23 protein-coding genes are annotated in these 23,267 nt (G+C 37.6%); 3 read left to right on the top strand and 20 right to left on the bottom strand.

Annotated elements, in window-relative coordinates; all coding sequences use genetic code 11:
- Window positions 1–25: 25 nt before the first annotated feature.
- Complete coding sequence (locus IEV35_RS03905; RefSeq protein ID WP_188383395.1) at window positions 26–1,519, top strand: response regulator transcription factor; 1,494 nt, start codon at window positions 26–28, stop codon at window positions 1,517–1,519.
- Between the two features lie 69 nt (window positions 1,520–1,588).
- Here the strand turns inward: IEV35_RS03905 and IEV35_RS03900 are convergent, their stop codons facing one another.
- From IEV35_RS03900 to IEV35_RS03865, 8 genes are all read right to left on the bottom strand, one after another.
- Window positions 1,589–3,427: an AMP-dependent synthetase/ligase gene (locus IEV35_RS03900; protein ID WP_188383394.1), complete on the bottom strand. Its 1,839-nt coding sequence runs from the start codon at window positions 3,425–3,427 to the stop codon at window positions 1,589–1,591.
- Between the two features lie 131 nt (window positions 3,428–3,558).
- Window positions 3,559–3,906: an SCP2 sterol-binding domain-containing protein gene (locus IEV35_RS03895; RefSeq protein WP_188383393.1), complete on the bottom strand. Its 348-nt coding sequence runs from the start codon at window positions 3,904–3,906 to the stop codon at window positions 3,559–3,561.
- Between the two features lie 10 nt (window positions 3,907–3,916).
- Complete coding sequence (locus tag IEV35_RS03890) at window positions 3,917–5,053, bottom strand: thiolase family protein (protein ID WP_188383392.1); 1,137 nt, start codon at window positions 5,051–5,053, stop codon at window positions 3,917–3,919.
- A 15-nt stretch (window positions 5,054–5,068) separates the two neighbouring features.
- Window positions 5,069–5,908, bottom strand: a complete 840-nt coding sequence (locus tag IEV35_RS03885; RefSeq protein WP_188383391.1) for an SDR family NAD(P)-dependent oxidoreductase — start codon at window positions 5,906–5,908, stop codon at window positions 5,069–5,071.
- 10 nt (window positions 5,909–5,918) lie between these two features.
- Window positions 5,919–6,716, bottom strand: coding sequence for an enoyl-CoA hydratase/isomerase family protein (locus IEV35_RS03880; RefSeq protein WP_188383390.1), 798 nt, complete (start codon window positions 6,714–6,716; stop codon window positions 5,919–5,921).
- Window positions 6,717–6,731: 15 nt separating this feature from the next.
- Entirely contained in the window at window positions 6,732–7,940 is a 1,209-nt protein-coding gene (locus IEV35_RS03875) for an acyl-CoA dehydrogenase family protein (RefSeq protein WP_188383389.1), read from the bottom strand.
- A complete protein-coding gene (locus IEV35_RS03870) occupies window positions 7,937–9,082 on the bottom strand; it encodes an acyl-CoA dehydrogenase family protein (protein WP_188383388.1) in 1,146 nt (381 codons plus the stop codon). The genes IEV35_RS03875 and IEV35_RS03870 overlap by 4 nt, the downstream gene beginning before the upstream one ends.
- 27 nt (window positions 9,083–9,109) lie before the next feature.
- Window positions 9,110–9,457: an SCP2 sterol-binding domain-containing protein gene (locus IEV35_RS03865; RefSeq protein WP_188383387.1), complete on the bottom strand. Its 348-nt coding sequence runs from the start codon at window positions 9,455–9,457 to the stop codon at window positions 9,110–9,112.
- 234 nt (window positions 9,458–9,691) lie between these two features.
- On the opposite strand from IEV35_RS03865, the gene IEV35_RS03860 reads away from it, so the two are divergent.
- Window positions 9,692–9,829 (top strand): hypothetical protein, encoded by a 138-nt coding sequence (locus tag IEV35_RS03860; protein ID WP_188383386.1) that lies wholly within the window; start codon window positions 9,692–9,694, stop codon window positions 9,827–9,829.
- Window positions 9,830–9,888: 59 nt separating this feature from the next.
- Here IEV35_RS03860 and IEV35_RS03855 read toward each other — a convergent pair whose 3' ends face one another.
- The 3 genes from IEV35_RS03855 to IEV35_RS03845 all read right to left on the bottom strand — a co-directional run bounded on the left by IEV35_RS03855 (window position 9,889) and on the right by IEV35_RS03845 (window position 13,236).
- The gene (locus IEV35_RS03855; protein ID WP_188383385.1) at window positions 9,889–10,128 is read right to left on the bottom strand and encodes a ferredoxin family protein; all 240 of its coding nucleotides are present in this window, start codon (window positions 10,126–10,128) and stop codon (window positions 9,889–9,891) included.
- 467 nt (window positions 10,129–10,595) lie between these two features.
- Window positions 10,596–12,773, bottom strand: a complete 2,178-nt coding sequence (locus IEV35_RS03850; RefSeq protein WP_188383384.1) for a DNA topoisomerase III — start codon at window positions 12,771–12,773, stop codon at window positions 10,596–10,598.
- Between the two features lie 49 nt (window positions 12,774–12,822).
- Window positions 12,823–13,236 carry a hypothetical protein gene (locus tag IEV35_RS03845; RefSeq protein ID WP_188383383.1) on the bottom strand — a complete coding sequence of 138 codons (414 nt, stop codon included), beginning with the start codon at window positions 13,234–13,236 and terminating at the stop codon, window positions 12,823–12,825.
- A 194-nt stretch (window positions 13,237–13,430) separates the two neighbouring features.
- Here IEV35_RS03845 and ytaF point away from each other — a divergent pair, with 194 nt between their 5' ends.
- A complete protein-coding gene (gene ytaF, locus IEV35_RS03840) occupies window positions 13,431–14,060 on the top strand; it encodes a sporulation membrane protein YtaF (protein WP_188383382.1) in 630 nt (209 codons plus the stop codon).
- Between the two features lie 107 nt (window positions 14,061–14,167).
- Here the strand turns inward: ytaF and IEV35_RS03835 are convergent, their stop codons facing one another.
- From IEV35_RS03835 to hpaE, 9 genes are all read right to left on the bottom strand, one after another.
- Window positions 14,168–14,551, bottom strand: coding sequence for a 5-carboxymethyl-2-hydroxymuconate Delta-isomerase (locus IEV35_RS03835; RefSeq protein WP_188383381.1), 384 nt, complete (start codon window positions 14,549–14,551; stop codon window positions 14,168–14,170).
- A gap of 11 nt (window positions 14,552–14,562) precedes the next feature.
- Complete coding sequence (locus IEV35_RS03830) at window positions 14,563–15,318, bottom strand: fumarylacetoacetate hydrolase family protein (RefSeq protein WP_188383380.1); 756 nt, start codon at window positions 15,316–15,318, stop codon at window positions 14,563–14,565.
- On the bottom strand, window positions 15,315–16,100 hold the full coding sequence (locus tag IEV35_RS03825) for a fumarylacetoacetate hydrolase family protein (protein ID WP_188383379.1): 786 nt from the start codon (window positions 16,098–16,100) through the stop codon (window positions 15,315–15,317). The genes IEV35_RS03830 and IEV35_RS03825 overlap by 4 nt, the downstream gene beginning before the upstream one ends.
- 85 nt (window positions 16,101–16,185) lie before the next feature.
- Window positions 16,186–17,427: a dihydrolipoamide acetyltransferase family protein gene (locus tag IEV35_RS03820; protein ID WP_188383378.1), complete on the bottom strand. Its 1,242-nt coding sequence runs from the start codon at window positions 17,425–17,427 to the stop codon at window positions 16,186–16,188.
- Between the two features lie 3 nt (window positions 17,428–17,430).
- Window positions 17,431–18,579, bottom strand: coding sequence for a Leu/Phe/Val dehydrogenase (locus tag IEV35_RS03815; protein WP_188383377.1), 1,149 nt, complete (start codon window positions 18,577–18,579; stop codon window positions 17,431–17,433).
- A gap of 33 nt (window positions 18,580–18,612) precedes the next feature.
- The gene (locus IEV35_RS03810) at window positions 18,613–19,089 is read right to left on the bottom strand and encodes a flavin reductase family protein (RefSeq protein ID WP_188383376.1); all 477 of its coding nucleotides are present in this window, start codon (window positions 19,087–19,089) and stop codon (window positions 18,613–18,615) included.
- Window positions 19,090–19,296: 207 nt separating this feature from the next.
- The gene (gene hpaD / locus IEV35_RS03805) at window positions 19,297–20,280 is read right to left on the bottom strand and encodes a 3,4-dihydroxyphenylacetate 2,3-dioxygenase (RefSeq protein WP_188383375.1); all 984 of its coding nucleotides are present in this window, start codon (window positions 20,278–20,280) and stop codon (window positions 19,297–19,299) included.
- A 12-nt stretch (window positions 20,281–20,292) separates the two neighbouring features.
- Entirely contained in the window at window positions 20,293–21,759 is a 1,467-nt protein-coding gene (gene hpaB / locus IEV35_RS03800) for a 4-hydroxyphenylacetate 3-monooxygenase, oxygenase component (protein ID WP_188383374.1), read from the bottom strand.
- Window positions 21,760–21,771: 12 nt separating this feature from the next.
- On the bottom strand, window positions 21,772–23,259 hold the full coding sequence (gene hpaE / locus IEV35_RS03795) for a 5-carboxymethyl-2-hydroxymuconate semialdehyde dehydrogenase (RefSeq protein ID WP_188383373.1): 1,488 nt from the start codon (window positions 23,257–23,259) through the stop codon (window positions 21,772–21,774).
- Window positions 23,260–23,267: the final 8 nt, after the last annotated feature.

The raw sequence follows: 23,267 nt of genomic DNA, 5'->3' as shown, positions 1-23,267 counted from the left end.
AGTTTTTATTAAAGGAGTGATTGTCATGTCCTATACTATTCAAGAACAGATGAACAACATATATGAAAAAGGAATACAACTAATTTCCAAACATGAGGAAGCTATATTAAAAGAATGGCATACTGTAACAGCACGTTTACAAGTATCCCGAGAACGATCTCAAAAAAACATAGATGATACTGTTCACTATTTGGCAAACCGCTTATTCCACACTACAAAACAAGCAGCTTCTACTGAAGTAACACTATCAATTCAAACGAATAAATTCATCATTACGTTACTAGAAAATGCCGTCCACAAAGTAATTCAAGCTGAAAATGATTTCTCCTATAAAGATCATCAAGCCATCCAATATGTATTTATTAAATTAAGTGAAGAAGTTTTAACACAACCGTATCAACATTATTTTGCAATTGATTCCTTTCTACAAAACTTAGTTACTTCCAATCAATTACCGATTGTTTGGACTGCAATTGCAATAAAAAGAAACCACCAATTTCTTGTTGAGAAATGGTTTAATCATTTAAGTGGGGACTTATTATTCGGTGATGAACCTATCAAAGCAAGTACTATTTATGGGTTGTCCGAGTTGTTACTAAATCAAATGGAAGAGGCGGGGAAGTATACTGTCTTTCCAATCCCATATGAGGATATTACTATATTAATTTGTGTACGAAAGGAAGAAAGTAATCATGTCGTGCCATTTGTATCGTACGCTTTGCAAGTATTTCAAAATGGAAAAGAATCTTTTCAACTTACGAAACAAGATCAAGAGTGGAAAGACTCTGTCATTATGTTCAATGAAACTGTAATGCGTTCTAGAAATTATCAAGAAGCAGTTGAAAATATTACTGCTGGTTTCGTCAATTATTTACCATTTGAACGATGTGCATTATTTTCCTATTCTGTCGATAAACAAATGGGCTTTGGCTTATTTGGTCACCGCTTAGATAACGAAGCAATACAAAATATAACAGAAGATATAAGTAATCTGCCAATAATCCAAAACAACCTACATTTTTTAGAGTTATTCGGGCAAAGCTTGGATTATTTACAGCCACTTTATTTAAAAGATGCTGAAATTGGTTTTCCTAGTGAGTACATTAAGCAATTCAATTTGCGCTCTGTCGTAATAGCTCCTATTTTCTTAGCATCAAATAATAAATTACTTGGTGCAGCAATTCTGGATCAAGGTCCAGGAAAATACTTCAAAATCGGACAAGAAAGCTTCTCTGCATTAATAAAGTTTGGGCAAAGTGCGGGGGAAATATTAGCTAAGTTCTCGGCAGAACAGGAAACGAAACAAAAGTCGGATCAAGTTCGAATCCATCTTTCCAAACGTGAAGTGGAAGTATTACAATTAATGGCTGAAGGTTATTCCACTTTGGAGGCAGCTAGTTTTTTAAATTTAAGTGAATATACTGTACGAGATTACGTATCTACCATTATGCAAAAGATGGAAGCAAGCAACCGGACAGAAGCCGTTGCAAGAGCATTGAGAGAAGGAATTATTGAGTAATAAAAATAAGGAGCCGCTAATTGCTCCTTATTTTTATTATAGTTTATCCACTTGTTCAACTCACATAAGCTACTGTCCTATCACTACTTCTTTATTACCAGATTCTGCTTCTTCATAAATATTTTCAATTAAGTCTTTATATTTTTCTTGGATGACATTAATTCGTAAAGACATTTTTGGTGTTAATTCGCCTCCATCAATGGTCCATGGCTCACTAATAATTACTATTTTTTTCGGTTGTTCATAGTTTGCAAATTTATCGGTTCGCGTTAGAACTTCTTTTTCCAATAAGTCTCTAACTACTTTATAACGGCAAATTTCTTCCAAATCTTCAGATTGTACATTATTTTTCTTTGCCCATGGTAGTAAATTTTCATAATCGGGATTAATGAGGCAAGTAATAAATTTCTTATTATCCCCAACTACTAATGATTGTTCAATAAATGGGCTTTCATTGATAGCGCTTTCAATCGGCTGGGGTGCAACATTTTTCCCAGTAGATAATACGAGAATACGTTTCTTTCGGTCAATAATCTTTAAATATCCTTCCTCATCCCACGCTCCTATATCTCCTGTCTTAAACCAGTCTCCTTCAAAAGCTTCTGCTGTTGCTTGCTCATTTTTAAAATATCCGTTCATAACACTCGGGCCTTTTACTAACACTTCTCCATCTTCCGCAAGTTTCACTTCTAAATTAGGTAGTACTTTTCCAACTGTCCCTACCTTTGAGCGAACCATAGGGTTTAAAGTAATAACGGGTGCAGTCTCTGTTAATCCGTAACCTTCTAAAATAGGCATATCTAATGACCAAAAAAATCGTGCAATATCTGGATTTAGCGTTCCACCACCTGATACAAGGCCTCTTAATCGTCCACCTAGTTTTTCTTTTACTTTCTTATATACAAGTCTGTCAGCTAATTTCCACTTTCTTGCTAAGCTTTTTGACATAAAATCTCCAAGTGCGATATCTTGAACGGAAGCTTTTAAATAATTATCATACCGTTCTGCTCCTATATCCAATGCCCAATTAAATATTTTCTTTTTCACCGGAGACCCGCCATTAATCTCTCCTAACACTTTTGCATAAACTTTCTCTAATAATCGTGGAACGGTTGTTATAATTGTCGGTTTCACTTCTACTAAATTTTCTTGGATAGTTTCAATACTTTCTGCGTAGGCAATAGTTGTACCAATTGATAGTAATGTATAATGACCTGCCATCCGTTCAAAGACGTGGGACAAAGGCAAATATGATAATGCAAGATCTTCAGGCAATAATTCAATAAACCAAAATTTTACCGATTGAATATTAGCTAGAAAATTCTCATGTGTCAGCATCGTACCTTTTGGTTTTCCTGTTGTACCTGACGTATAAATAATGGTCACTAAATCTTCTTTCTTCACATTGCTCCATATATCTTCCCAATTGGATAACAAACTTTCCTTGCCAATTCGCTCGAAGTTTTCAAAGGCTAACACATCATTCCCCGAAGATTCTTCCCCTGGATACATAATTACTTTAAAATCTAGCTGAACACCACTATCGATAACTTTTTGCCTCTGTTCCTCGTCTTCAACTACAATTGCTCTTGCTTCAGAGTTCTCTAAAATGTATGCAATTTGATCTGCTGGCAAGGTTGGGTATACGGGAACACTAACTGCTCCTATACTGGCTAACGAAAAGTCCGTTATCCCCCACTTTGGATTACTATTAGATAGGATTGCAACTTTATCTCCTGGTTCAATTCCTAGCGCTTTAAAAGCCGAAGCAGCATGATAAATCTTTTCCCAGAACATTCGAAAAGTCATATGTTGGTATTTGCCGTTTTCTTTCCACATGTAGACATCTTTTTCGGGGTATTTTGTGACTGTTTGGTAAAGCATATCTACTAGATTACTAGGTTTCATTTAAAAAACCTCCTCGTATTGCTTTCTTACACCAAATATATTCACATGAATGACTAAACATACATACGCCCGGAAAACACTTTTATTATTTGTGTTTTCCGGTCATATCATGGAGTCATCCCATTCTTCCTTTAAAAAGAAAAGGAATTTAACACAACCTGTAACTTTAATGCCAACCCTAAATTCCCTTTAATTTTCAACTTTCCACTCATGAATGCTGCAGTTGGATTTAAAGTTCCTGCTACTAAATCTTTAAAATCATCTGCCGACAATGTTAAGGTAACATCTGGCGTAAACACTTCACCTTTTAGCGCTTTTGCCTCGTCTGGTTCAATGACCATTTGATAAGTTCCGCCATCTTCTCCTGTCAGATTAAACTGGTACACCCCATCCTTTCCTTTCGTTGCAGCTGGATCTTCATGTAAAGCAGCATCAATCATTTCAAATACGTCGTCCGACTTTGGTTTAACGAATTCCATCGTTATCCTCCTATCCAATTTTCTCAATAATTGTGGCAGTTGCCATTCCAAATCCAATGCACATCACCTGAAGTCCATATTTTCCATTCGTATCTTCTAACGTGTGTAACAATGTCGTCATTAAACGTGCACCACTTGCTCCAAGTGGGTGACCTAATGCAATTGCGCCACCTCTACTATTAACTTTCTCCATATCGGGCTCAATTTCCTTTTCCCAAGCTTTCACAACGGATGCAAATGCTTCATTTATTTCAATTGCATCTATTTCTTGGATAGATAAACCGGCTTTTTCTAGCACTTGACGTGTTGCCGGTATTACACCTGTAAGCATCATAACCGGATCGACCCCAACAACTGTTCGAGCGACGATTTTTGCTCGTGGTCTAACTCCTAGTTCTTTTGCTTTTTCACTAGACATGAGTAACAAGCCAGCTGCACCATCACTAATTTGGCTGGAATTCCCTGCAGTAACCACTCCATCGTCTGGTTGGAATGATGGAATTAGTCCACTTAATTTTTCCATTGATGTATTTATTCTAATTCCTTCATCCGTTGAAAATATCTCATTACTTTCCCGGTGAATTGGTATAATTTCGCGGTCAAATAGTCCTTTATTTGTTGCCGTTGCTGCCTTCCTGTGACTTTGTAATGAATATTCATCAAGCTCTTCTCTTGATAATCCCCATTGAGATGCAATCATTTCTGCGGAGAAACCTTGTGGAACGATAGAATGCTGTTCTACTAATCTATCGCTAAAAGAACCTAAATCACTTCCCATTGGTACCCTACTCATATTCTCAACACCACAGGCAATCACAATATCAGCATCCCCTGCAAGAATCGTTTGGGAAGCATTATGTATTGCTTGTTGACTCGAACCACACATTCGATTCATCGAATATGCTGGCACCTCTACAGGAAATCCTGCTGCAAGACTTGCCATCCGACCGATATTTCCGCCTTGTTCATCTGTCATAGTGACACATCCACAAGCAATATCCTCTATAAGAGCAGGTTCAACATTGTTTCGCTCTACTAACCCTTGTAAAACTGGAACTAATAGGTCAACCGGATGAACGCTAGAAAGAGAACCATTCCTTTTTCCGATGGCTGTACGAATCGCATCAACAATAACTACTTCACGCATGATTACCCCTCCTAACTAAAATGTAAATAATTCAATACCACCAGACACGTTTAATCCAACACCAGTAATATATTTTGCTTTATCGGATACTAAGAATGTAATTGCATTTGCAATATCCTCTGGCTCGCCAGGACGCTTAAAAGCAGTACGGTTAATCATTCGTTCATTCATTTTTGGATTCCCTAGATGAAAGGCTTCGGTACCAATTATTCCAGGTATAATGGCATTGACATTAATACCAAAGCGAGCACCTTCTAATGCCATACTCTTTGTAAATCCTAATAGACCTGCCTTTGTCGTTGAATAACTTGCTTGCCCAAATCCACCTAAAGTACCTGCGACAGAGGCCATATTTATTATCTTTCCGTACTGCTGCTCTTTCATATATGGCCAAACTGCTTTTGTACAATTATAGGCTCCAGTCAAATTCACTTGTAAATCTCTTTCCCAAAAGCTATCATTCTGATCTTCGATTTGGGAGATATGATCTAATGTACCTGCATTATTAATTAATATATCAATTCGGCCAAACTCCTCCTTCACTTTAGAAAAGACTTCTTCCACTTGTTTCCGATTTGTGACGTCCATTTTCATTGCAAATGATTTTCTACCCATTGCTTGTATTTCCATAGCTGTTTTATCGGCAAACATGACATTCGTACTATGCATAATTTGCGCCATTGGGCCATATTTTTCAGCTTCTTTTTCATTGGATTCATCCGATTCTATTAAAATATCTGTAATAACAACATCTGCTCCTGCTTCTGCAAGTGCTAGTGCATCTGCTCGACCTAGTCCTCTTGAAGCACCTGTAACGACCGCAACTTTTCCTTTTAATAATTCATTCCAAGCCATGTCTTCCCTCCTATTCTGAATCGATAAAATTAGCTTTTTCTTTTTGAAAAAATGCAGCAAGACCAATACTAGGTTCATTAGATTCAAAAGTATTTGCAAATGCTTTCGCTTCAACTGCTAATCCTTCTTCCAATCCCTTTTCTGAAGCATTTATTGCCTGTTTTGCTAATCCCATTGCATGGACGGCACCTGTTGCTAATGTTTCTGCAAATTCGGTCACTTTTTCTTCAAATTGGGAAGGCTCAATAGCATAATGAATTAATCCGATTTCCTCTGCTTCTTTTGCAGACAGCTTCTTTCCTAGAAAAATAAGTTCCATTGCTTTTCCTCGACCAAGTAATTCAGTCATCCGTTGGGTTCCACCTGCACCTGGGATTAATCCTAGTGATACTTCGGTTAATCCTATTTTCCCATTACCCATTAGCCGAAAATCACACGCTAATGCAAGTTCACAGCCTCCACCTAGTGCATGGCCATTAATTGCCGCAATAACTGGTTTTGGTAAATCGCGAAATCGTTGAAAACAAGCTTGCATGCGAGCACTTTCTTTTTCAATGAAATTATCTTCTAAAGCCATGTCGCTACTTCCTAAAATCATTCCTTTTAAATCTCTTCCAGATAGAAAAATCTTTGGGTGTGTAGAAGTAATGACTACAATTCTAGTAGATGGATCACTTGTAAGTTCGATAACTGCCGCATCCAATTCATCCATTAAGTCTTTACCAATTGCATTTACCGGTGGGTGATGAATCTTGAGCCATGTAACGCCCTTTTTTCTTCTTTCCAATTGTACTAGTTGATCGGTCACTTTATTAACCTCCTTCTACACCCGTAATCCGTATGGTGCATATTGCCTTCTAGCAATGACTAAATGCTGTATTTCATTAGTTCCTTCAAAAATATCAAACACTTTAACGTCCCTGAACAATTTTTCTACTAAATGTCCATCTAATCCTGTTGGGCCTAGTAACTCAAGAGATTTAGAACAGACATCTAAAGCCATTTGTCCAGCATACGCTTTACACATTGCCGCTTCCTTTGCATTAGCAATGCCAAGGTCTGCCATCCACGCTGCTTCCCAAGTTAATAACCTTGCAGCTTGAATGTTTTGCTCTGCTTCTGCAAGAATCTGACAAGCTAAGTAATAATATTTTCCTTGCTTTGGATATTCTCTCCTAACGATATTAAGTGTGTATTCATAAGCAGCACGTGCAATTCCAATCGCCATTGCTGCTACAATCGGTCGAGTAGAATCAAAAGTTTTCATAGCAACTTGAAATCCTGAAGGCTTTGATTCACTTGTTTCATAGAGTTTCTCACCACCAAGCAGATTTTCAGTTGGTACGAAGCAATCTTCTAATAGTAACTCTGCAGTTTCATTTGCCCGTAGTCCCATTTTCTTAACTAGCTTTGTACAAGTAAATCCTGGTGTTCCTTTTTCAACAACAAATGCTCGTTGGCCAGCTCGGCCTAACTTAGGGTCGACAGTTGCAAACACAACGACCCAAGATGCCCGTGCTCCATTGGTAATAAAGATTTTTTGTCCGTTCAATATATAACCATCATTAACTTTTATAGCAGTAGTTTTTACTCCAGAAGCATCTGAACCTGCTTCTGGTTCCGTTAAGGCATATGCCCCCCACCTTGGTTTATCGTTCGTAAAAATAGATAAAAACCTTTCTTTCTGTTCTGGAGTGCCACTACTTTCAATAGGTGGTCCACCAAGACCTGCACCTGGTAAGGATAAAGTTACTGCTGGATCTCCCCATGCCATTTCCTCCGTCGCTATAACACCCATGCGGTTTCCTTCTCGTTCTTTTTTCTTTTTTCCTTGTGAGGTTTCTTTTCCTCCACCCCCAAAGGATGAAGTATTTAAATGAATTCCCATTTGATTAACTTGATGAAGCCAATCATCTGGAACTTTTCCCAATTTATCCGCTTCTAGAGCAATTGGACGAATTTCATGTTCAGCAAACCAATGGGTCATTTCCTTAATTTGTTTTTGCTGTTCGGACAACTCCAATGAAATCATTCCACACTCACCCGCCCTTCACTAGTCAATAATTCTGTACCACGCTCTAGTAAATAATTGCTCTCTCGACCATATAGAGCTACTTGGGCTTGTGCATCCCGCATCCACTTTTCCACTGGAAATTCTTGAATAAAGCCATGTCCCCCTAATAACTGTACTGCGGCATCCGTTACAAATCGCACCCCTTTATGTGCTCTGTGCAGTGCTCGTAATGCTAATCCGTAAGCACTTTGTGAGTCTTCGTCAGCCTTTAAAGCTGCTTCAAACATAAGATGATTTACGATTCGTGTTTCCATAGCCATTTTGGCAATTTTGAAAGAAACGCCTTGAAACTTAGCAATTTCCTGGCCAAAAGCTTTCCGTTCTGTTGTGTACTGTGTTGTATAATCTAGCGCTGCTTCCATTAGTCCATTTTGTTTTGCCGCTTCAAGAACAAATTTCCGCGTACGGACTTTTTTCATTATTTTTTCTGCATCATTACCAGTAACGATAACTTGATTAGCAGGCACCACACAGTTTTCAAAGACTAATCTTCCAAGCCCTGAAGCTAGAAGTCCTAGTCGGTAATCTCCTTCTTGAACTGTCCATTTGTTATCTTGGACGAGCAAAATGACTGCCTGCCCTTCCTGATCAAAGGCGAAGAGAACTACTGACTCAGCAAATCTAGCAAGACGAACTGGTTCTGTCATACCATTTAATTCATAGTTATTTCCTTTACGTTTCACAACAAGTTCTGTAGTTGCGAAGTCACTTGTTTTACACAAATCTATTAATACCGAACAATAATCTGGTTGATCCATATATTTTTCTTTTACCGATTGAAGTTGGGAATAATTATGCATAATCCGATAGAATGGTGCTGCATCTCCTGCACTCGGTAATCCTTGTACTATACCTAAATCCCCATAACTTAAAGCCTTCATAATTTGCACTTGAGAAATCAAAGGTAATTCTAATCCATTCCATTCCTCAGGTAATTCTAAAGAGAGAAACCCTAGCTCCCTTGCTTCTTCCACTAGTTCTTCATTAACTTTTAAATTAACTTCACCAGTTCTTGCGACTTTACGTATCTTTTTCTTAGCAAAGTCTTTAGCCACTTCTAAAAAAGCTAATTCTTCTTCAGTTGGATGAAATGAAATCAAATCTGTTTCCTCCTTACGAAACGCATCTTATAAATTCTTTGTTTGATTATAGGTGGCTAATATACTTTGAAGTTTTAAAGCTAAACCCATATTTCCTTTAATTCTTAATCGTCCACTCATAAATGCCCTTGTACCATTTAGTTCCCCTTTTGCCATCGCAAGAAAATCTTCTTTTAACATCGTTAATGTACAGTCAGGAGATTCTTTCTTCCCCTCAGTTGTATAACTATTTTCACCATTTAACACTAATTGAAAAACAGTTGACTCATCCTCGTGAAAGTTAAATTGATACACAGCCTGAACTCCTTTTACTTGTTCAGGATTATCTTTCAAAGCTCCATCAATTTCAGTAAATAACTTTTTAATTTCTTCCATTTGAATTCCTCCTATTTTCTTGTCTTAGTCATAGCGTACGGTTCACCAATCATTTTGAGAATTCCTTATTATGTAGGGAACATTTGAGAGTATATTAGAAGATACCTACTTTTGTATGAGTGAGGACCTACTTTCGTAAAGTTAGAAGAGATAATAGAAAATGGTAAAACACTACATTAGCCACAATCTAGTAATTTCGTTATAATTAATATAATGAGGAAGGTGGTTAATATGATGGTAAAAGTGAAGATGAATGTACAAACCGCTTATCATGGAGAGTTATTTAGAGCAGGAAAAATATATGAAGTCGATGAAGTAACAGCCAAGCGTTGGATCGCAAGTAAGCTTGCTGTTGCGGTTGAGGAAAATTAATTACATATGTGAAGATACAAAAATCCCGCTAGCACAATACTAACGGGATTTTTAATTTATTAACGATTTGCGAAAAATTCTTCTGCTCTTTCTAAGAAAACTTCTTGTTCCGGAGTCAAATCATATTCCTCTTCTATCGCATCAACTGGACAAACTGCTTTACAAGCACCACAGTCAATACAAATATCAGGATCTATGTAGAATTGATCTGGACCTTCTTCTATACAATCAACTGGACAGACACTAACACATTCTGCCGCTTTTTCATTTTGACATGGATCTAAAATAACAAAAGCCATTAAAATGTAACCCTCCTATTATTTAGGTATAACTACATATTAATGATACAACCACTATTAATTCAAGTAAATTGATTTATGGAATGTTCATAATATAGTTAAATGTAGTATCATTACTCCGGATAAATGTGCAATGTGACTTTGCATCCTATTAATTGTTGCATTCATTTGGGCGCATAGACTGGTTCTATGTGACCTTGCTTCTAGTAAATCTTTCATTCGGGCTCATAGATCCCTTCTATATGACCTTATTTCCGATAAATCTTTCATTCGGGCTTATAGAACGGTTCTATGTGACCTTATTTCCGGTAAATCTTTCATTTGGGCGTATAGAACCCGTCTATGTGACCTTATTTCCGGTAAATCTTTCATTTGGGCGCAAAGAGCGGTTCTATGTGACCTTTCATTATATATCGCTAGTAAACTGTCACATAGCCCGTTCTATTTACAAATAGTTCTGGCCCAACCTATTTCTTTTCTTTCAATTTAGCAAGTGCCTCCGCAAGTGCATTGTTTGCAAACCCGTCATCCTGCTTCTTCAAATACTTATTTACATCTTTTCTGGAAACTTTCCCTTTTTTCTCTTTTTCTTTACGTTTATTAAATGTAGAAAGTTTTTCACGGTGACCACATGAACAAGTAAACATTTGTCCTTCCCCTTCACCACGTAATTCTAGACGTTTATGACAATTCGGACAACGCGCATTTGTCTTTTTCGCGATATTTTTCTTATGGCCACATGCACGGTCCTGACAAACTAGCATTCGACCATGCTTATTATTCACCTCGAGCATCAGCTTTCCACAGTTAGGACATTTTGTTCCAGTAAGATTATCATGTTTAAACTTTGTATCATTTCCTTTAATTTCTTGAATGATTTCCTTTGTGTAATCTTTAATTTCAGCTAGGAACTTATTTTTATTTAGTTTCCCTTCAGCAATTAGACTAAGCTTTTGTTCCCATTCTGCGGTTAATGCTGGTGAACGTAAATCTTCTGGTGCAAGTTCTAATAGCTGCTTTCCTTTAGAAGTGATAAAGATATATTTACCTTTCAACTCCATATACCCACTATTAAATAGCTTATCAATAATATCAGCACGAGTAGCAACAGTGCCAATCCCACCCGTTTTTTGAAGGGTACCAGCTAAATGTTTTTCCTCTGGATTCATATAACGAACCGGATTTTCCATCGCCTGGAGGAGTGCACCTTCTGTTAATCGTTCTGGCGGCTTCGTCTCCCCTGACGTTAACTTCGAAGTAACATTTGTAAAACTGTCCCCTTGCTTTAAAATAGGAAGTCGTTGATCGTCTGAAAGTTCCTCTTCAAAGTTTCGGTCATACACCGCTTTCCACCCTTGCTTCTTAACTACTTTACCTTTTGCAGTAAACTGCTCCATACCTATGGAAGCATGAATCGTTGTCTGTTCATATTCATAAGGATCCATTAATACAGCTAGGAATCGCTTCACAACGAGGTCGTATATTTTTCTTTCTTTATCATCTAAATCCATTAATACAACCGCTTCTTCTGTAGGGATGATAGCGTGGTGATCACTTACTTTACTATTATCTACTACCGATTTGGGAAGCTTCGTAATCCCTTTTCTTAAAATTGTTTGTGCTAAATTAGCATATTGATCCACTCCACATGCCTTCAAACGGTCTTTTAATGTTGGCACGATATCTGTTGAGATAACACGAGAATCTGTTCGCGGATAGGTCAATACTTTATGTCGTTCATACAATTTTTGCATAATGGATAACGTTTGTTTCCCAGAATATCCAAAAATACGATTGGCATCGCGTTGTAATTCAGTTAAATCATATAGCTGCGGTGCAAATTTCTTTTTAGCTACTTTATCAATAGTATTAATTGTTAATGGTTGGCCTTGGATTTTCTTCACTATTTCATTCGCTTTTTCCTGTGAAAAAAAACGAGTGTTCCCTTTTGCGTCCAACCACGTATATTTAACTTTGTCAGATGCTTGAACTTGCACTCCATAATAAGTTTGAGGTTTAAACTCTTTAATCTCTTGTTCTCGTTGAGCAACCATACCTAGTGTTGGTGTTTGAACTCGTCCACTTGATAATTGGGCATTAAACTTGGTCGTTAGTGCTCTTGTCGCATTTAATCCAACATACCAGTCAGCTTCGGAACGTGCCACCGCTGATGCGTATAAATTCTCATACTGTTTACCTGGTTTTAACTGATTAAATCCATCTCGAATGGCTTTGTCTGTAACAGATGAAATCCAAAGTCGTTTAATTGGTTTGTTTATGCGCGCTTTTTCGATAATCCATCTTGCAACAAGTTCTCCTTCTCGCCCTGCATCGGTCGCGATTACAATTTCATGAACATCTTTTCGGTTCATTTGTGTTTTTACCGCATTAAATTGCTTACCTGTTTTCTTCATCACAACTAGTTTTAAATTAGAGGGAAGCATCGGTAAATCTTCTAAACGCCATGTTTTATATTTATCATCATAGGTTTCAGGGTCTGCCAATGTTACTAAATGGCCAAGGGCCCATGTCACGATATATTTGGAACCTTCGAGATAGCCATTACCTTTTTTTGTACATTGAAGCACTCTTGCTATATCTCTACCTACAGAAGGTTTTTCTGCCAATACTAATGTTTTACTCATGTTTGTAATTCCTTTCTTAACAACATCTCTTACCTACTATATCACACTTCTAATTTACTTTTTCTCGGTTAAATACGAGGGACACATAATAGAAAATTAACGATGCAAGTACTCCCCCAACTAAATAAACTAACAATTCTTGATTAGACTGATTTCCAGATATCTTTAAGATTAATACATAAAAAATCCCTACAATAATTCCGACTAAGATAAAGAGACCGTATTTCGTGTAGTGCCTCGCAATGTCTGAATTAAAATTCAGTTTCTTCAGTAACCTCTCGATTAAATAAGAAATAGGAATTCCACCGATTAAATAAACCGGGGCAGAATAGAGGGCAAAATAGACTGCAGGTAACCAAAAGTTATTAAAATCACTAATTGGACTTGTTAAATAGTTTACTAGCCCCATCACTGCTCCAAAAATTAAAGTTGATACAATTGCTGTTATTACTTTTTTTAACATGATTATTCCTCCAACATAACACCAAAATAATTACTTATTCCAACGATACCAAAAGCTGACCAGTAAGAACAGATTTATGCAGGTTCTATCGGTATTTTTTTATTGATTTCAGATGAAAATAGCCCAAATATAAAAGGCACACACCAACCATCATCTCCATACAATACTCTAGAACATGTAAAGGATATGGTGCTATGCTATTTTTCACTGGATTATTATTCCTCGTAATTGCTGTAAGTCTAGACGGTTTTGGTGTTGGGGTATCCTATGGAATGAGAAAAATACTTGTTCCAAAAAGTGCTTTAGCGATTATTATGGTTTGTTCTGGTATGGTCGTTCTTGTTTCTATGGTTCTTGGAAAGATGCTAAATACCTTTTTATCGATTAGTACCGCAAAAACAATTGGCGGATTCATTCTTATCTTTATTGGTTTATTTGCATTAATTAATACAATAAGAGGGCAAATAAATAAAGAAGAGGAAATAGACCAACAAACAACAACACCAAATAATTTTCAAAGTTTACGAACAGTCATTACAACTCCTGACAAAGCCGATTTAGATCAATCAGGAACTATCTCTATAGGAGAGGCTATTTTACTTGGTACAGCACTTGCATTAGATGCCTTTGGGGCAGGTATAGGGGCAGCTATCCTTGGTTATTCACCAATATACACACCCATTCTAATCGCTTTAATGAGTGGTGTTTTTGTTCATTATGGGATTCAAGTAGGGATAGTGTTAGCCAATAATAAACGACTTGAACGAATGCATTTTCTTCCTCCAGTGCTATTAATAACACTTGGGATTATCAATCTCGTATAATACAAATAACCCGAAAACCGATTAGGATTTCGGGTCTATAAATGTTTAGGATGGTTTCTGATTTATACGTTTAGAAAAGTATAAAATGAACAGACCGTCTATAATCACTATTTATACCGTTTATGAATATTATTTTTCTTATACGTAGGGTATGGAAACTCATATAGCTCCATCGAGAGAGCTAAATAACGGTTCGCATATATATTTTCAAAGTGTTGTTCGATCACTTGAAAAATTTGATCACAAACTGCTTTCCTAACAACTTCTGATCGCCCTTTTCCAATTTTTAATGTAACATGTACAAACGCATCCTCTTCTTCAGCACCATCGGCAACGACATAATCAGTCAGTTCGACCGCTCGAGAACGAATACCTCCAATTGGAAAAGCATCTCCTTCTGCAATCACTGCTTCATTAATCTTCTTTAGTAATCCTTTTATATCTCCATCTTGCTTAAGATTATCGGTATATTCAACAATAATATGTGGCATCCTTTCACTCCTTACCGTGCAAAAGCTTCATCGCCAACAATTGTATTTTTCAGCTCACCGAGCCCTTCAATTCCAACAATTACTTCGTCCCCTTCTACAACATTTACCGTTCCTTTAGGGGTTCCTGTTAATATAATGTCATGTTCATTTAACGTCATAAAACTACTTAAGTATTCAATTAAAAAAGGGATATCAAACACCATATCCTTCGTTGAACCTTCTTGTTTTATTTCACCATTCACATACGTATACAGTCTCAAATTCATCGGATCATTAATATCTTCTTTATCTACAAACCAAGGACCAATCGGTGTTAATGTATCCCTATTCTTTACCGCTAAATTAGGTCGATAATAATTTTCCAAATAATCTCGAATGGCATAATCATTAGCTATCGTATAACCTGAAATATATTCATAGGCATCTTCTCGTTTCACATGACGGGCTTTCTTCCCAATAACAACCGCAAGTTCACACTCATAATGCATCGTTTCAACACCTTTAGGACGACGGGTCAGTCCATTATGGCCAATTAACGAATTGGGACCTTTTAAAAATACAAGTGGTTCCTCCGGTGCTTTGAAACTTATTTCATTCGCATGGTCTGCGTAATTTAATCCTAATGCGAAAATCGTTCCCGCTTCTATTGGTGCAAGAAACACAACATCCTTTTGTTCTACGATTCTACCATCCGATAGCTTTAATTTCCCTTCTGTTTCTATCGCTTCGAAAATTTGTCCATAACAACTAACACGGGCATGCTTCATCTGTGTTCCCCCTTTGCAACTTGGACATTTTCCATGACAAATTGATTTTCTAAACTTCCAATTTGGTCAATTTCAATACGTATCGTATCTCCAACGATTGCTTTTGGAGGGTTATAAGGCACTCCAACGAGCAGCACATCCCCCTTGTATAATGTCATAAATTCAGTTACATCCTGAATTAAGCGGGGAATTGACCGTACCAATTCTTTCGTATGATTCACTTGAATTAGTTCGTCATTTTTAAATGTCCGTATCAATAAATTATCTGGATCTACGACATGTTCCTTTCCTACTAACCATGGGCCAATTGGACAAAATCCATCACGTGCTTTTTGTTTGATGGCTGGACGGTAATAACTATCATGCGGAATGGACACATCATTTACGATCGTATATCCTTCCACAAAATGATAAGCCTCCTCTTCTTTAACATTTGTAGCTGTCTTCCCAATGATTATCCCAAGGGTTGCATTAATTTCTACTTCATTAATCTCTTCTGGAATTGCTACTTCTTTCAGATGGGCATTAAATGTATTCTTTGGCTTTATATACATGATCGGTCTAATTGGAGGTTTCTTATAAGGGTCTTTGTTGAATTGACTTTGTAATGCTTCAACTTGTTCCGTAAAGTTTAATAGTGTTCCGTAAACTGTTCCTGTTACAGGTGGCTGCCATGTGAGCGCATCTTCTGTTAACTTTTTCCCTTTCCATTCAATGTAAGACGGACCGACTTGGATATCTTCCAGCATTGAAGAAAACCTTGCTTTAGCTTGAAATGTCATTTCGAAAGTCACCTCATATTCTATAAATAGTCGATTACAGATTTATAGGCAGTAAAACCCCGTTCGGTGCTTACTGCCCTGCATGTTACCGCAAATATAATAATAGTTTTTTTGGTTGTTGGATCAATTCGATAAATCGATTTGTAAATAGAACCGAATCTGCGCCATCAATTAAACGATGGTCAAATGACAACGACATCGTCATGATTGATCGAATGGCAATCTCATCATTTTCCATGACAACAGGCATTTTTTTCGTCTTATGAAATGCAATGATACTTGTTTGTGGATGATTAATTATCGGTGTCGCCGCTATACCTCCAAGTGGCCCAACATTACTGATGGTAAATGTTCCACCTTTCAAATCATGGATAGAAAGCTTATTGTCTTGTGCTCTTTTCGTTAAAGCTTTCATTTCATCATGTATTTCTTTTATCGATTTCTTATCCACATCTTTTATTACAGGGACTACTAACCCTTTTTCTGTATTTGTAGCTAAACCGATATGATATTCTTTCAGTAATCGTATGACTTTGTTTTCTTCCTCTAATCGTGCATTAAACAATGGAAACTCTTTTAATGTGATTGCTAACGCTTTTAAGAAAAAGGCAACAACTGAAATATTTTCCCCATCCTCTTTTAGCTCTTGTCGAAAGGCTAGTAAATCCGTTAAATCTGCTTCATCAAAATGCGTGACATGTGGAATGGTTGATACCGAATGAGACATATTCATAGCAATCTGTTTTCTAATTCCAGTAAAAGGTATTGTATCGCTAACACTGTCTTCTGTTTTTTCCTTTTCTACTAGAAGCGGCGTTTCACCTTTTGGAATCTCTAATTCTATTTTTTCATCACGTGCCTTAACAAAACGAAATATATCTTCATCTGTCACTCTTCCAGCTGGACCGGTACCGACTACTTCTTCAATATCCACATCATTCTCCCGAGCAATTCTTCTCGTATGTGGTGCTGCGATGATCCGCTTAGGTGGTGTTTTCTTTTGTAATGGGACCTCATTCTTAACAGTCGGACTAGGTGCTAACAAACTAGCAGACACTTCCTGTTCCGATGAGGAATTGTTCTTCTTTTCTGTTCCATCATCAATTTCTAGTAAAACAGAGCCTATTTTAATTAAGGTACCTTCATCAAAGTGGATTTTTTTCACTGTTCCTGATGCAGGAGAAGGAATTTCGGCAACCATTTTATCTGTTTGCATTTCTACTAATGGTTGGTCTACTTTTACCTTATCACCAACTTTTACGAGATAACTAACGACTTCTCCTTCTGTCATCCCTTCGCCAATATCATGGAATTTCACTTCAACCATTAATTACACCTCATTTATAAATGTCCACTTCGGGCTTTTTTGCCTTCTGTAAAAGTTATTACGTCCCCGTTGTTCTTCTAGTCGTTCCTGGCATTTTCGATTGGCTGCTTCTAGCGTAGTAATTGCATCTAGTTCTGATTGCTGATAGATTTCTAAAATAGATTGATAGATTGCTTTCGTCTTCATTAAGACCCGCGCTTTATTCGCCCCGTAGAGCTCATCTGCTACTTGGATTAACCCACCAGAGTTTACAATGTAATCTGGTGCATATAAAATTCCTTTATCATGAAGTACATTCGCATGATGTTCTTCTTTCAGTTGGTTATTCGCAGAGCCAACTACTGCTCTTACTTTTAACTTTTCAATTGTTTCATCATTCAAGATTCCACCCATTGCACATGGGATGAATATATCCGCTTCAGCAGTATAGATTTCATCACTACCTACTATGGTGACATTACCTTTTTGTTCGGCTGCAATTTGTTCAATTGCTTTTAATGCTTCTTCATTAATGTCAGTGACAATTAAGTTTGCTCCTATTTCCAGCAAATGAGTTGCAACTTTAAATCCAACTTTACCTAGTCCTTGGATTGCATACGTTTTTCCAGAAAGATCTTCGTCTCCATACAAGTATAGTGATGTCGCTCTTAACCCATAAATTACACCTTGTGCTGTTGGTACGGAAGAATCTCCCCCACCTCCGAACTCTTCTGGAATGCCATTAATAAAATTTGTCTCTTTTGCCGCTTGAACAAAATCATCCATCGTTGTTCCCATGTCAGTACCTGTAAAAAATCTTCCATTTAATGAATCAACAAATTGGCCATAAGCCCGAAACAGTGCAGGTGATTTATCGGTCTTTGGGTCACCAATGATGACTCCTTTACCTCCACCGAAGTCAATATCAGCTGCTGCACATTTGTAAGTCATCCCCTCTGACAGTCTCAGTACATCGTTTAATGCATCTTCTACACTGGCATATGGGTACATCCTAGTTCCTCCAAGTGCAGGACCTAGTGTTGTATCATGTATGGCAATAATTGCCTGTAATCCTGTACTAGGATCATTACAAAAGACTACTTGTTCATGTCCGTTTATTTTTTGAAATATATCAAAAGACATCTGAGAAGACTGATCTAATTGCTGTTTCATGGTAATACCCCCATTCAGCAAGATTAAAAACTATTATTTCACGCGTTTACTATCTTCTAACTCACGATATTTCCCTTCATAAAATGCAAGTGGTTCGCCATCACGGATTACGATATCCGTTACTTTCCCAAGAAAAAGTGTGTGATCTCCAGCCTCTACTGCATCATGTAAATCACATACGATATTTACTAGTGCTTCTTTAATAGTTGGCATCTCTTGAAACCAATAAAAATCTATTTCACGAGTTTCATTGATTTGACCTGCAAAATACGCGGATAAATCTTTTTGTTCTTCGTTTAATATGCTTATTGCAAACTTACCTGCATTCGTTATATAAGGTTTCATCGTAGCTTTATTCCCAACTGACACAAGTACTAGTTTGGGATCTAAGGATACCGACATAAAAGCATTTGCCGTCATGCCATGAACATCTTCACCTAATTTCGTCGTAATTACCGTAACACCGGTTGCGAATTTCCCCATTGCGTTACGGAACAAGCGGTCATCCATCTGTTGACCCCCTTTTTTATTCTTTAGAAAAATATATGAAGTGTAACTCATATACTTTTCCTGCTTATTGTGTAGGAGAACGAATCTCATATACTTTTTAGGGTAATTTTCTTATGAAATGTTTATGAGAACGTCCCTCATGCACTTTTCACGCTCTAATATCTCTCAAATGTTAATGAGTCAAAACTCCCCACAAACAATACCTATTTAAATCACAAAAGTAGGCTTATGCTGCTTTAATTTCCCCTCTTTTACTTCCACAACTTCCCCAGTATGAACATTCAACACTGTAGATGCTTCTGTAAACCATTTATCTGGTGCAGCATGCCCCCAGAATGTTTGCCGCATTGGGTCATTAATATCCCAGCGAATTGGTTTGAAATCCGGATCACTCGTTAAATAGTCTCCACTATATAATTCAATTCGATGTCCATCAGGGTCTCTTAAATAAAGGAAGAACGCATTAGATAAACCATGTCGTCCAGGACCTCGTTCTATTGATTCTCCATAACCCATTGAGGCAAGTACATCACACGTATGAATAAGTGCTAACTGATCTGGTAACCAAAAACCAATATGATGTAATCTTGGTCCTTTTCCATTCATAAACGCAACATCATGGACATTTTGCTTCCGATGTAACCATGTTGCCCAAATATTCCCTTCTGGCGTATCTGTATATTCGGAGCAGGCAAAGCCAAGTTTTTCATGATAGAACTTATAGCTTTCTTCCACATCAGTAACAGCACAATTAAAGTGGTCAATTCGTTGCATACGTGATCCCTTGTAAAGATCATAGCGTTGTAATAGTCTATCCACTGTATCCATTTCAGCAAAAAATTCTAATGGTAATCCAGCGATATCATTTACTCGTAACGTGCGACCTATGGCATGTTGGGATCCTTTTTCCATCCATTTTGTAGGATATCCTTCTTTTTCAAAGAATAGTGCTAGTGCTTCCAAATCATGTTCAGAAGATACTTTATATCCTAGCGCTTCCACAACAGGGGTACCTGCTTTTTTCAATAGTAGACTATGATGATTGTGTTCCTCTAATCCTCTTAAATAAATATGGTTCTCATCAGACTCTGTTTCAATAAATCCGAGCGCATCGACATAAAATTTCCTTGATGCTTCTAAATCAGTGACATGGAGGACTGCCCTTGCTGAGCGTATAATATTAAAATCCATTTGACTCCCTCCTTAGTTGGAAGCTTTTACGCCAGTAGATTTTTTCAAGAAATCTTGTATATAGTTTTTATATGGTTCTTTGTCATAGTTATCAAAGTATGTCATCCCCATACGAATTGGATCTCCAAAGAAGTAGTATTCGTAATGAGTTTGACGACTTCCAAATGCGCTTAACGTCATATCCCAAGCAAGTCGGAATAATTGTACACGCTCATATCCTTCTAAGTTTTTCCCTTGTAGGCCACGATGAATAATTGGTCCAATTTCATCATGGTTAAAGTCGGCTTCGGTTGGGATACCCATTAGTCCAGATGCACCTAGTATTCTAATAATCTCGGAAAGTCTAGGATAAATTCTTGGATACCAATTTCGCGCTGCGTCTAATGCAGCAAAGTCCGGTGTCATCGTACCAGATTTATCTAACTTTGCATTATGCTCTGCACGATATAAATGAGATTTCATCGTTTCTAAAGTAAGCATAATTTCTGCACCTTTATCTTGAACATGCTGGAACCCATCAATTCCAATCGCATCCATCATACTTAACGCTACACCAAGAACAAACTCTGTTTTCACTATATTTTTTGCTAAAACTTGGTGGGCCATGTGCACAACTGCGTTTGTCTCTTTAAACGTGCGATTACATACGGAAGAGTTTCCACATACAAATACACGCTCCCAAGGAACAAACACATTTTCAAAGGAAACAATCGCATCTCCTTCTTCAAAACGAGATCCAAGCGGATGATCCCAATCGTTCTTTCCGTAATCAAAGGACTCACGGCTAATAAATTTCAATCCTGGTGTATTGTTTGGAATCGCAAACGCTAACGAATATGGATCATCTAATTCCCCTGCTTTTTTAACCGTAGAAGGAAAGACGAGAATTTCATCCGTAATGCCGCCTTGTGTTGCAAGGAGACGTATTCCATCAACTATAATCCCATCTGGACGCTCTTCCACTAAGTGTAGTGCCACATTTGCATCTTTCTGTTGATGCTGTGCTTTCGCACGGTTTACTTGTGGATGAATAAGTGTATGGGTCAAACTAATATCATTCTCACGTGCGTATTCATAATAATTACGTGCATTTTCGGCAAACCGAGGATCACCTTCCGCAAATAGAGAATTATTAACCCCCATTGCCATTACTTCTGCATTTAGATAATCTGGAGAACGTCCCATCATTCCCCCCGAAGTTCTTGCCCACTCTTGCATCGCTTCTCTTCGTTTAATTAAATCCTCTACTGAGCGCGGTTGTAAGAAAGTCATTCCAACTTTATCCCCTGTAGTTGGAGACGTATAAAGCATTTTCTCTGGTTTTTCGTATTGTAAATCATATAGGTTAGCCATCGATTTAATCACATTTTTAAAAGCAGGATGTTCCGTCACATCATCTACTCTTTCTCCTTGGATATACACATTGTTATTCGCCTTCTTTAATCCTTCAATATATTGTTTTCCTGTTTTGGCTGGCATGTTATTCCCTCCTTATTTTCCTTTTCCGAATTGTGGTATATGATGATTTCCGATAGCAACATGGATTGCTTTTGGTTCGGTATAAAATTCGAATATCGCAAAATGTCCTCCTTCACGTCCAATTCCACTTGCTTTCATTCCACCAAATGGAATTCGTAAGTCTCGTACGTTCTGCGAATTCACCCAAATCATTCCCGAATCGACTGCTTGTGCTACTCGGTGTGCCCGTTTTATATCATTAGTCCATACATAACCTGCTAAACCATATTCCACATCATTAGCCATTTCGATCACTTCTTCTTCTTTCTCAAATTCAATTACTGCCATTACTGGTCCAAATATTTCTTCTTGGCAAACTTTCATATCATTTTTGGCATTAAGAAGAAGTGTTGGCGGAACGTAATTACCTGTTGTTAGCTCAGGAGGGACAGTCCCCTGAAATATTTCGCATCCCTCTTCTTTCGCAAGTTCTATATAACCAGTCACCTTTTTAAAATGGCCTTGATCAATTAATGGTCCGAGTTCCGTTTCGTTATTCATTGGAGCTCCTATTACAATATTCTGGACGCGCTCTTTTAATGCATTTGTAAACTTCTCTCGTATATTTTTCTGAACAAAGACTCTAGAGTTCGCTGTACAGCGTTCCCCATTAAAGGAGAATATCCCCCAGACAGCAGCATCCAGTGCTTGGTCGAAGTCTGCATCTTCAAATACAATAAGCGGTGATTTCCCACCTAATTCCATTGAAGTCTTTTTCAACGAATCGGCACTGTTTTTAATAATTCGTTTTCCTGTCGTTGTTTCACCAGTAAAGGAAATTGCCTTCACCGTTGGATGTTTTACTAATGATTCCCCAGCTGTTTCCCCAAATCCATGGACTACATTAAAAACTCCCTTAGGCAATTCTGCCTTTTGAATCACATTGGCCAATATATTCGCTGATAAGGGAGACAATTCTGCTGGTTTTAGTACAACTGTGTTTCCAGTGGCAAGGGCTGGTGCAACCTTCCAGGTTAATAACATAAATGGAGCATTCCAAGGTGTAATAAGTCCAACTACTCCTAATGGTTGGTAGACCGTATAATTAATGAATTCATCATCAACTTGATAGGCATCTCCATGCATTCTTGCTTGAACCATCCGAGAATAGAAGCGAAAATTCTCTGCCCCACGTGCTGCCATTTTACGAGTTTGACTAATTGGTAGACCAGAATCGAGAGACTCCAAGTATGCAATGGATTCTGCTTCTTCTTCGATTAAGTCTGCAATTCTCTCAATATATTTCATCCGTTCCTTTAGTTTCATCGATCCCCAAGGCCCATGTTCAAATGCTTCTTCTGCAGCTTCTACAGCTTTTTCTATATCACTTTCAGTACCTTTCGCTACTAAATTAGTAGTTTCATTTGTAAATGGATTTATATTCTCAAAAGTTTGCCCATCAGATGCGTCGACAAATTCTCCATTTATGTAGAGTTTTACATCATCTACTTTCTCTATCAAAACTGTTC

Source organism: Ornithinibacillus halotolerans, from assembly GCF_014637405.1.
Lineage (GTDB): Bacteria > Bacillota > Bacilli > Bacillales > Amphibacillaceae > Ornithinibacillus > Ornithinibacillus halotolerans.
Note: the sequence above shows the minus strand (reverse complement) of the source record. Positions and strands in the feature narration are given on the sequence as shown.

Excerpts from the sequence above, each read along its gene's own strand:
- IEV35_RS03900 (WP_188383394.1), bottom strand. The coding sequence starts at position 3,427 with ATGAAACCTAGTAATCTAGTAGATATGCTTTACCAAACAGTCACAAAA.
- IEV35_RS03865 (WP_188383387.1), bottom strand. The coding sequence starts at position 9,457 with ATGGAAGAAATTAAAAAGTTATTTACTGAAATTGATGGAGCTTTGAAA.
- IEV35_RS03845 (WP_188383383.1), bottom strand. The coding sequence starts at position 13,236 with ATGTTAAAAAAAGTAATAACAGCAATTGTATCAACTTTAATTTTTGGA.
- ytaF (WP_188383382.1), top strand. The coding sequence starts at position 13,431 with ATGCTATTTTTCACTGGATTATTATTCCTCGTAATTGCTGTAAGTCTA.
- IEV35_RS03830 (WP_188383380.1), bottom strand. The coding sequence starts at position 15,318 with ATGAAGCATGCCCGTGTTAGTTGTTATGGACAAATTTTCGAAGCGATA.
- IEV35_RS03835 (WP_188383381.1), bottom strand. The coding sequence starts at position 14,551 with ATGCCACATATTATTGTTGAATATACCGATAATCTTAAGCAAGATGGA.
- IEV35_RS03875 (WP_188383389.1), bottom strand. The coding sequence starts at position 7,940 with ATGATTTCATTGGAGTTGTCCGAACAGCAAAAACAAATTAAGGAAATG.
- IEV35_RS03905 (WP_188383395.1), top strand. The coding sequence starts at position 26 with ATGTCCTATACTATTCAAGAACAGATGAACAACATATATGAAAAAGGA.
- IEV35_RS03860 (WP_188383386.1), top strand. The coding sequence starts at position 9,692 with ATGGTAAAAGTGAAGATGAATGTACAAACCGCTTATCATGGAGAGTTA.
- IEV35_RS03820 (WP_188383378.1), bottom strand. The coding sequence starts at position 17,427 with ATGGTTGAAGTGAAATTCCATGATATTGGCGAAGGGATGACAGAAGGA.
- IEV35_RS03815 (WP_188383377.1), bottom strand. The coding sequence starts at position 18,579 with ATGAAACAGCAATTAGATCAGTCTTCTCAGATGTCTTTTGATATATTT.
- IEV35_RS03885 (WP_188383391.1), bottom strand. The coding sequence starts at position 5,908 with ATGGCTTGGAATGAATTATTAAAAGGAAAAGTTGCGGTCGTTACAGGT.
- IEV35_RS03810 (WP_188383376.1), bottom strand. The coding sequence starts at position 19,089 with ATGGATGACCGCTTGTTCCGTAACGCAATGGGGAAATTCGCAACCGGT.
- IEV35_RS03825 (WP_188383379.1), bottom strand. The coding sequence starts at position 16,100 with ATGACATTTCAAGCTAAAGCAAGGTTTTCTTCAATGCTGGAAGATATC.
- hpaB (WP_188383374.1), bottom strand. The coding sequence starts at position 21,759 with ATGCCAGCCAAAACAGGAAAACAATATATTGAAGGATTAAAGAAGGCG.
- IEV35_RS03855 (WP_188383385.1), bottom strand. The coding sequence starts at position 10,128 with ATGGCTTTTGTTATTTTAGATCCATGTCAAAATGAAAAAGCGGCAGAA.
- IEV35_RS03890 (WP_188383392.1), bottom strand. The coding sequence starts at position 5,053 with ATGCGTGAAGTAGTTATTGTTGATGCGATTCGTACAGCCATCGGAAAA.
- hpaD (WP_188383375.1), bottom strand. The coding sequence starts at position 20,280 with ATGGATTTTAATATTATACGCTCAGCAAGGGCAGTCCTCCATGTCACT.
- IEV35_RS03895 (WP_188383393.1), bottom strand. The coding sequence starts at position 3,906 with ATGGAATTCGTTAAACCAAAGTCGGACGACGTATTTGAAATGATTGAT.
- IEV35_RS03850 (WP_188383384.1), bottom strand. The coding sequence starts at position 12,773 with ATGAGTAAAACATTAGTATTGGCAGAAAAACCTTCTGTAGGTAGAGAT.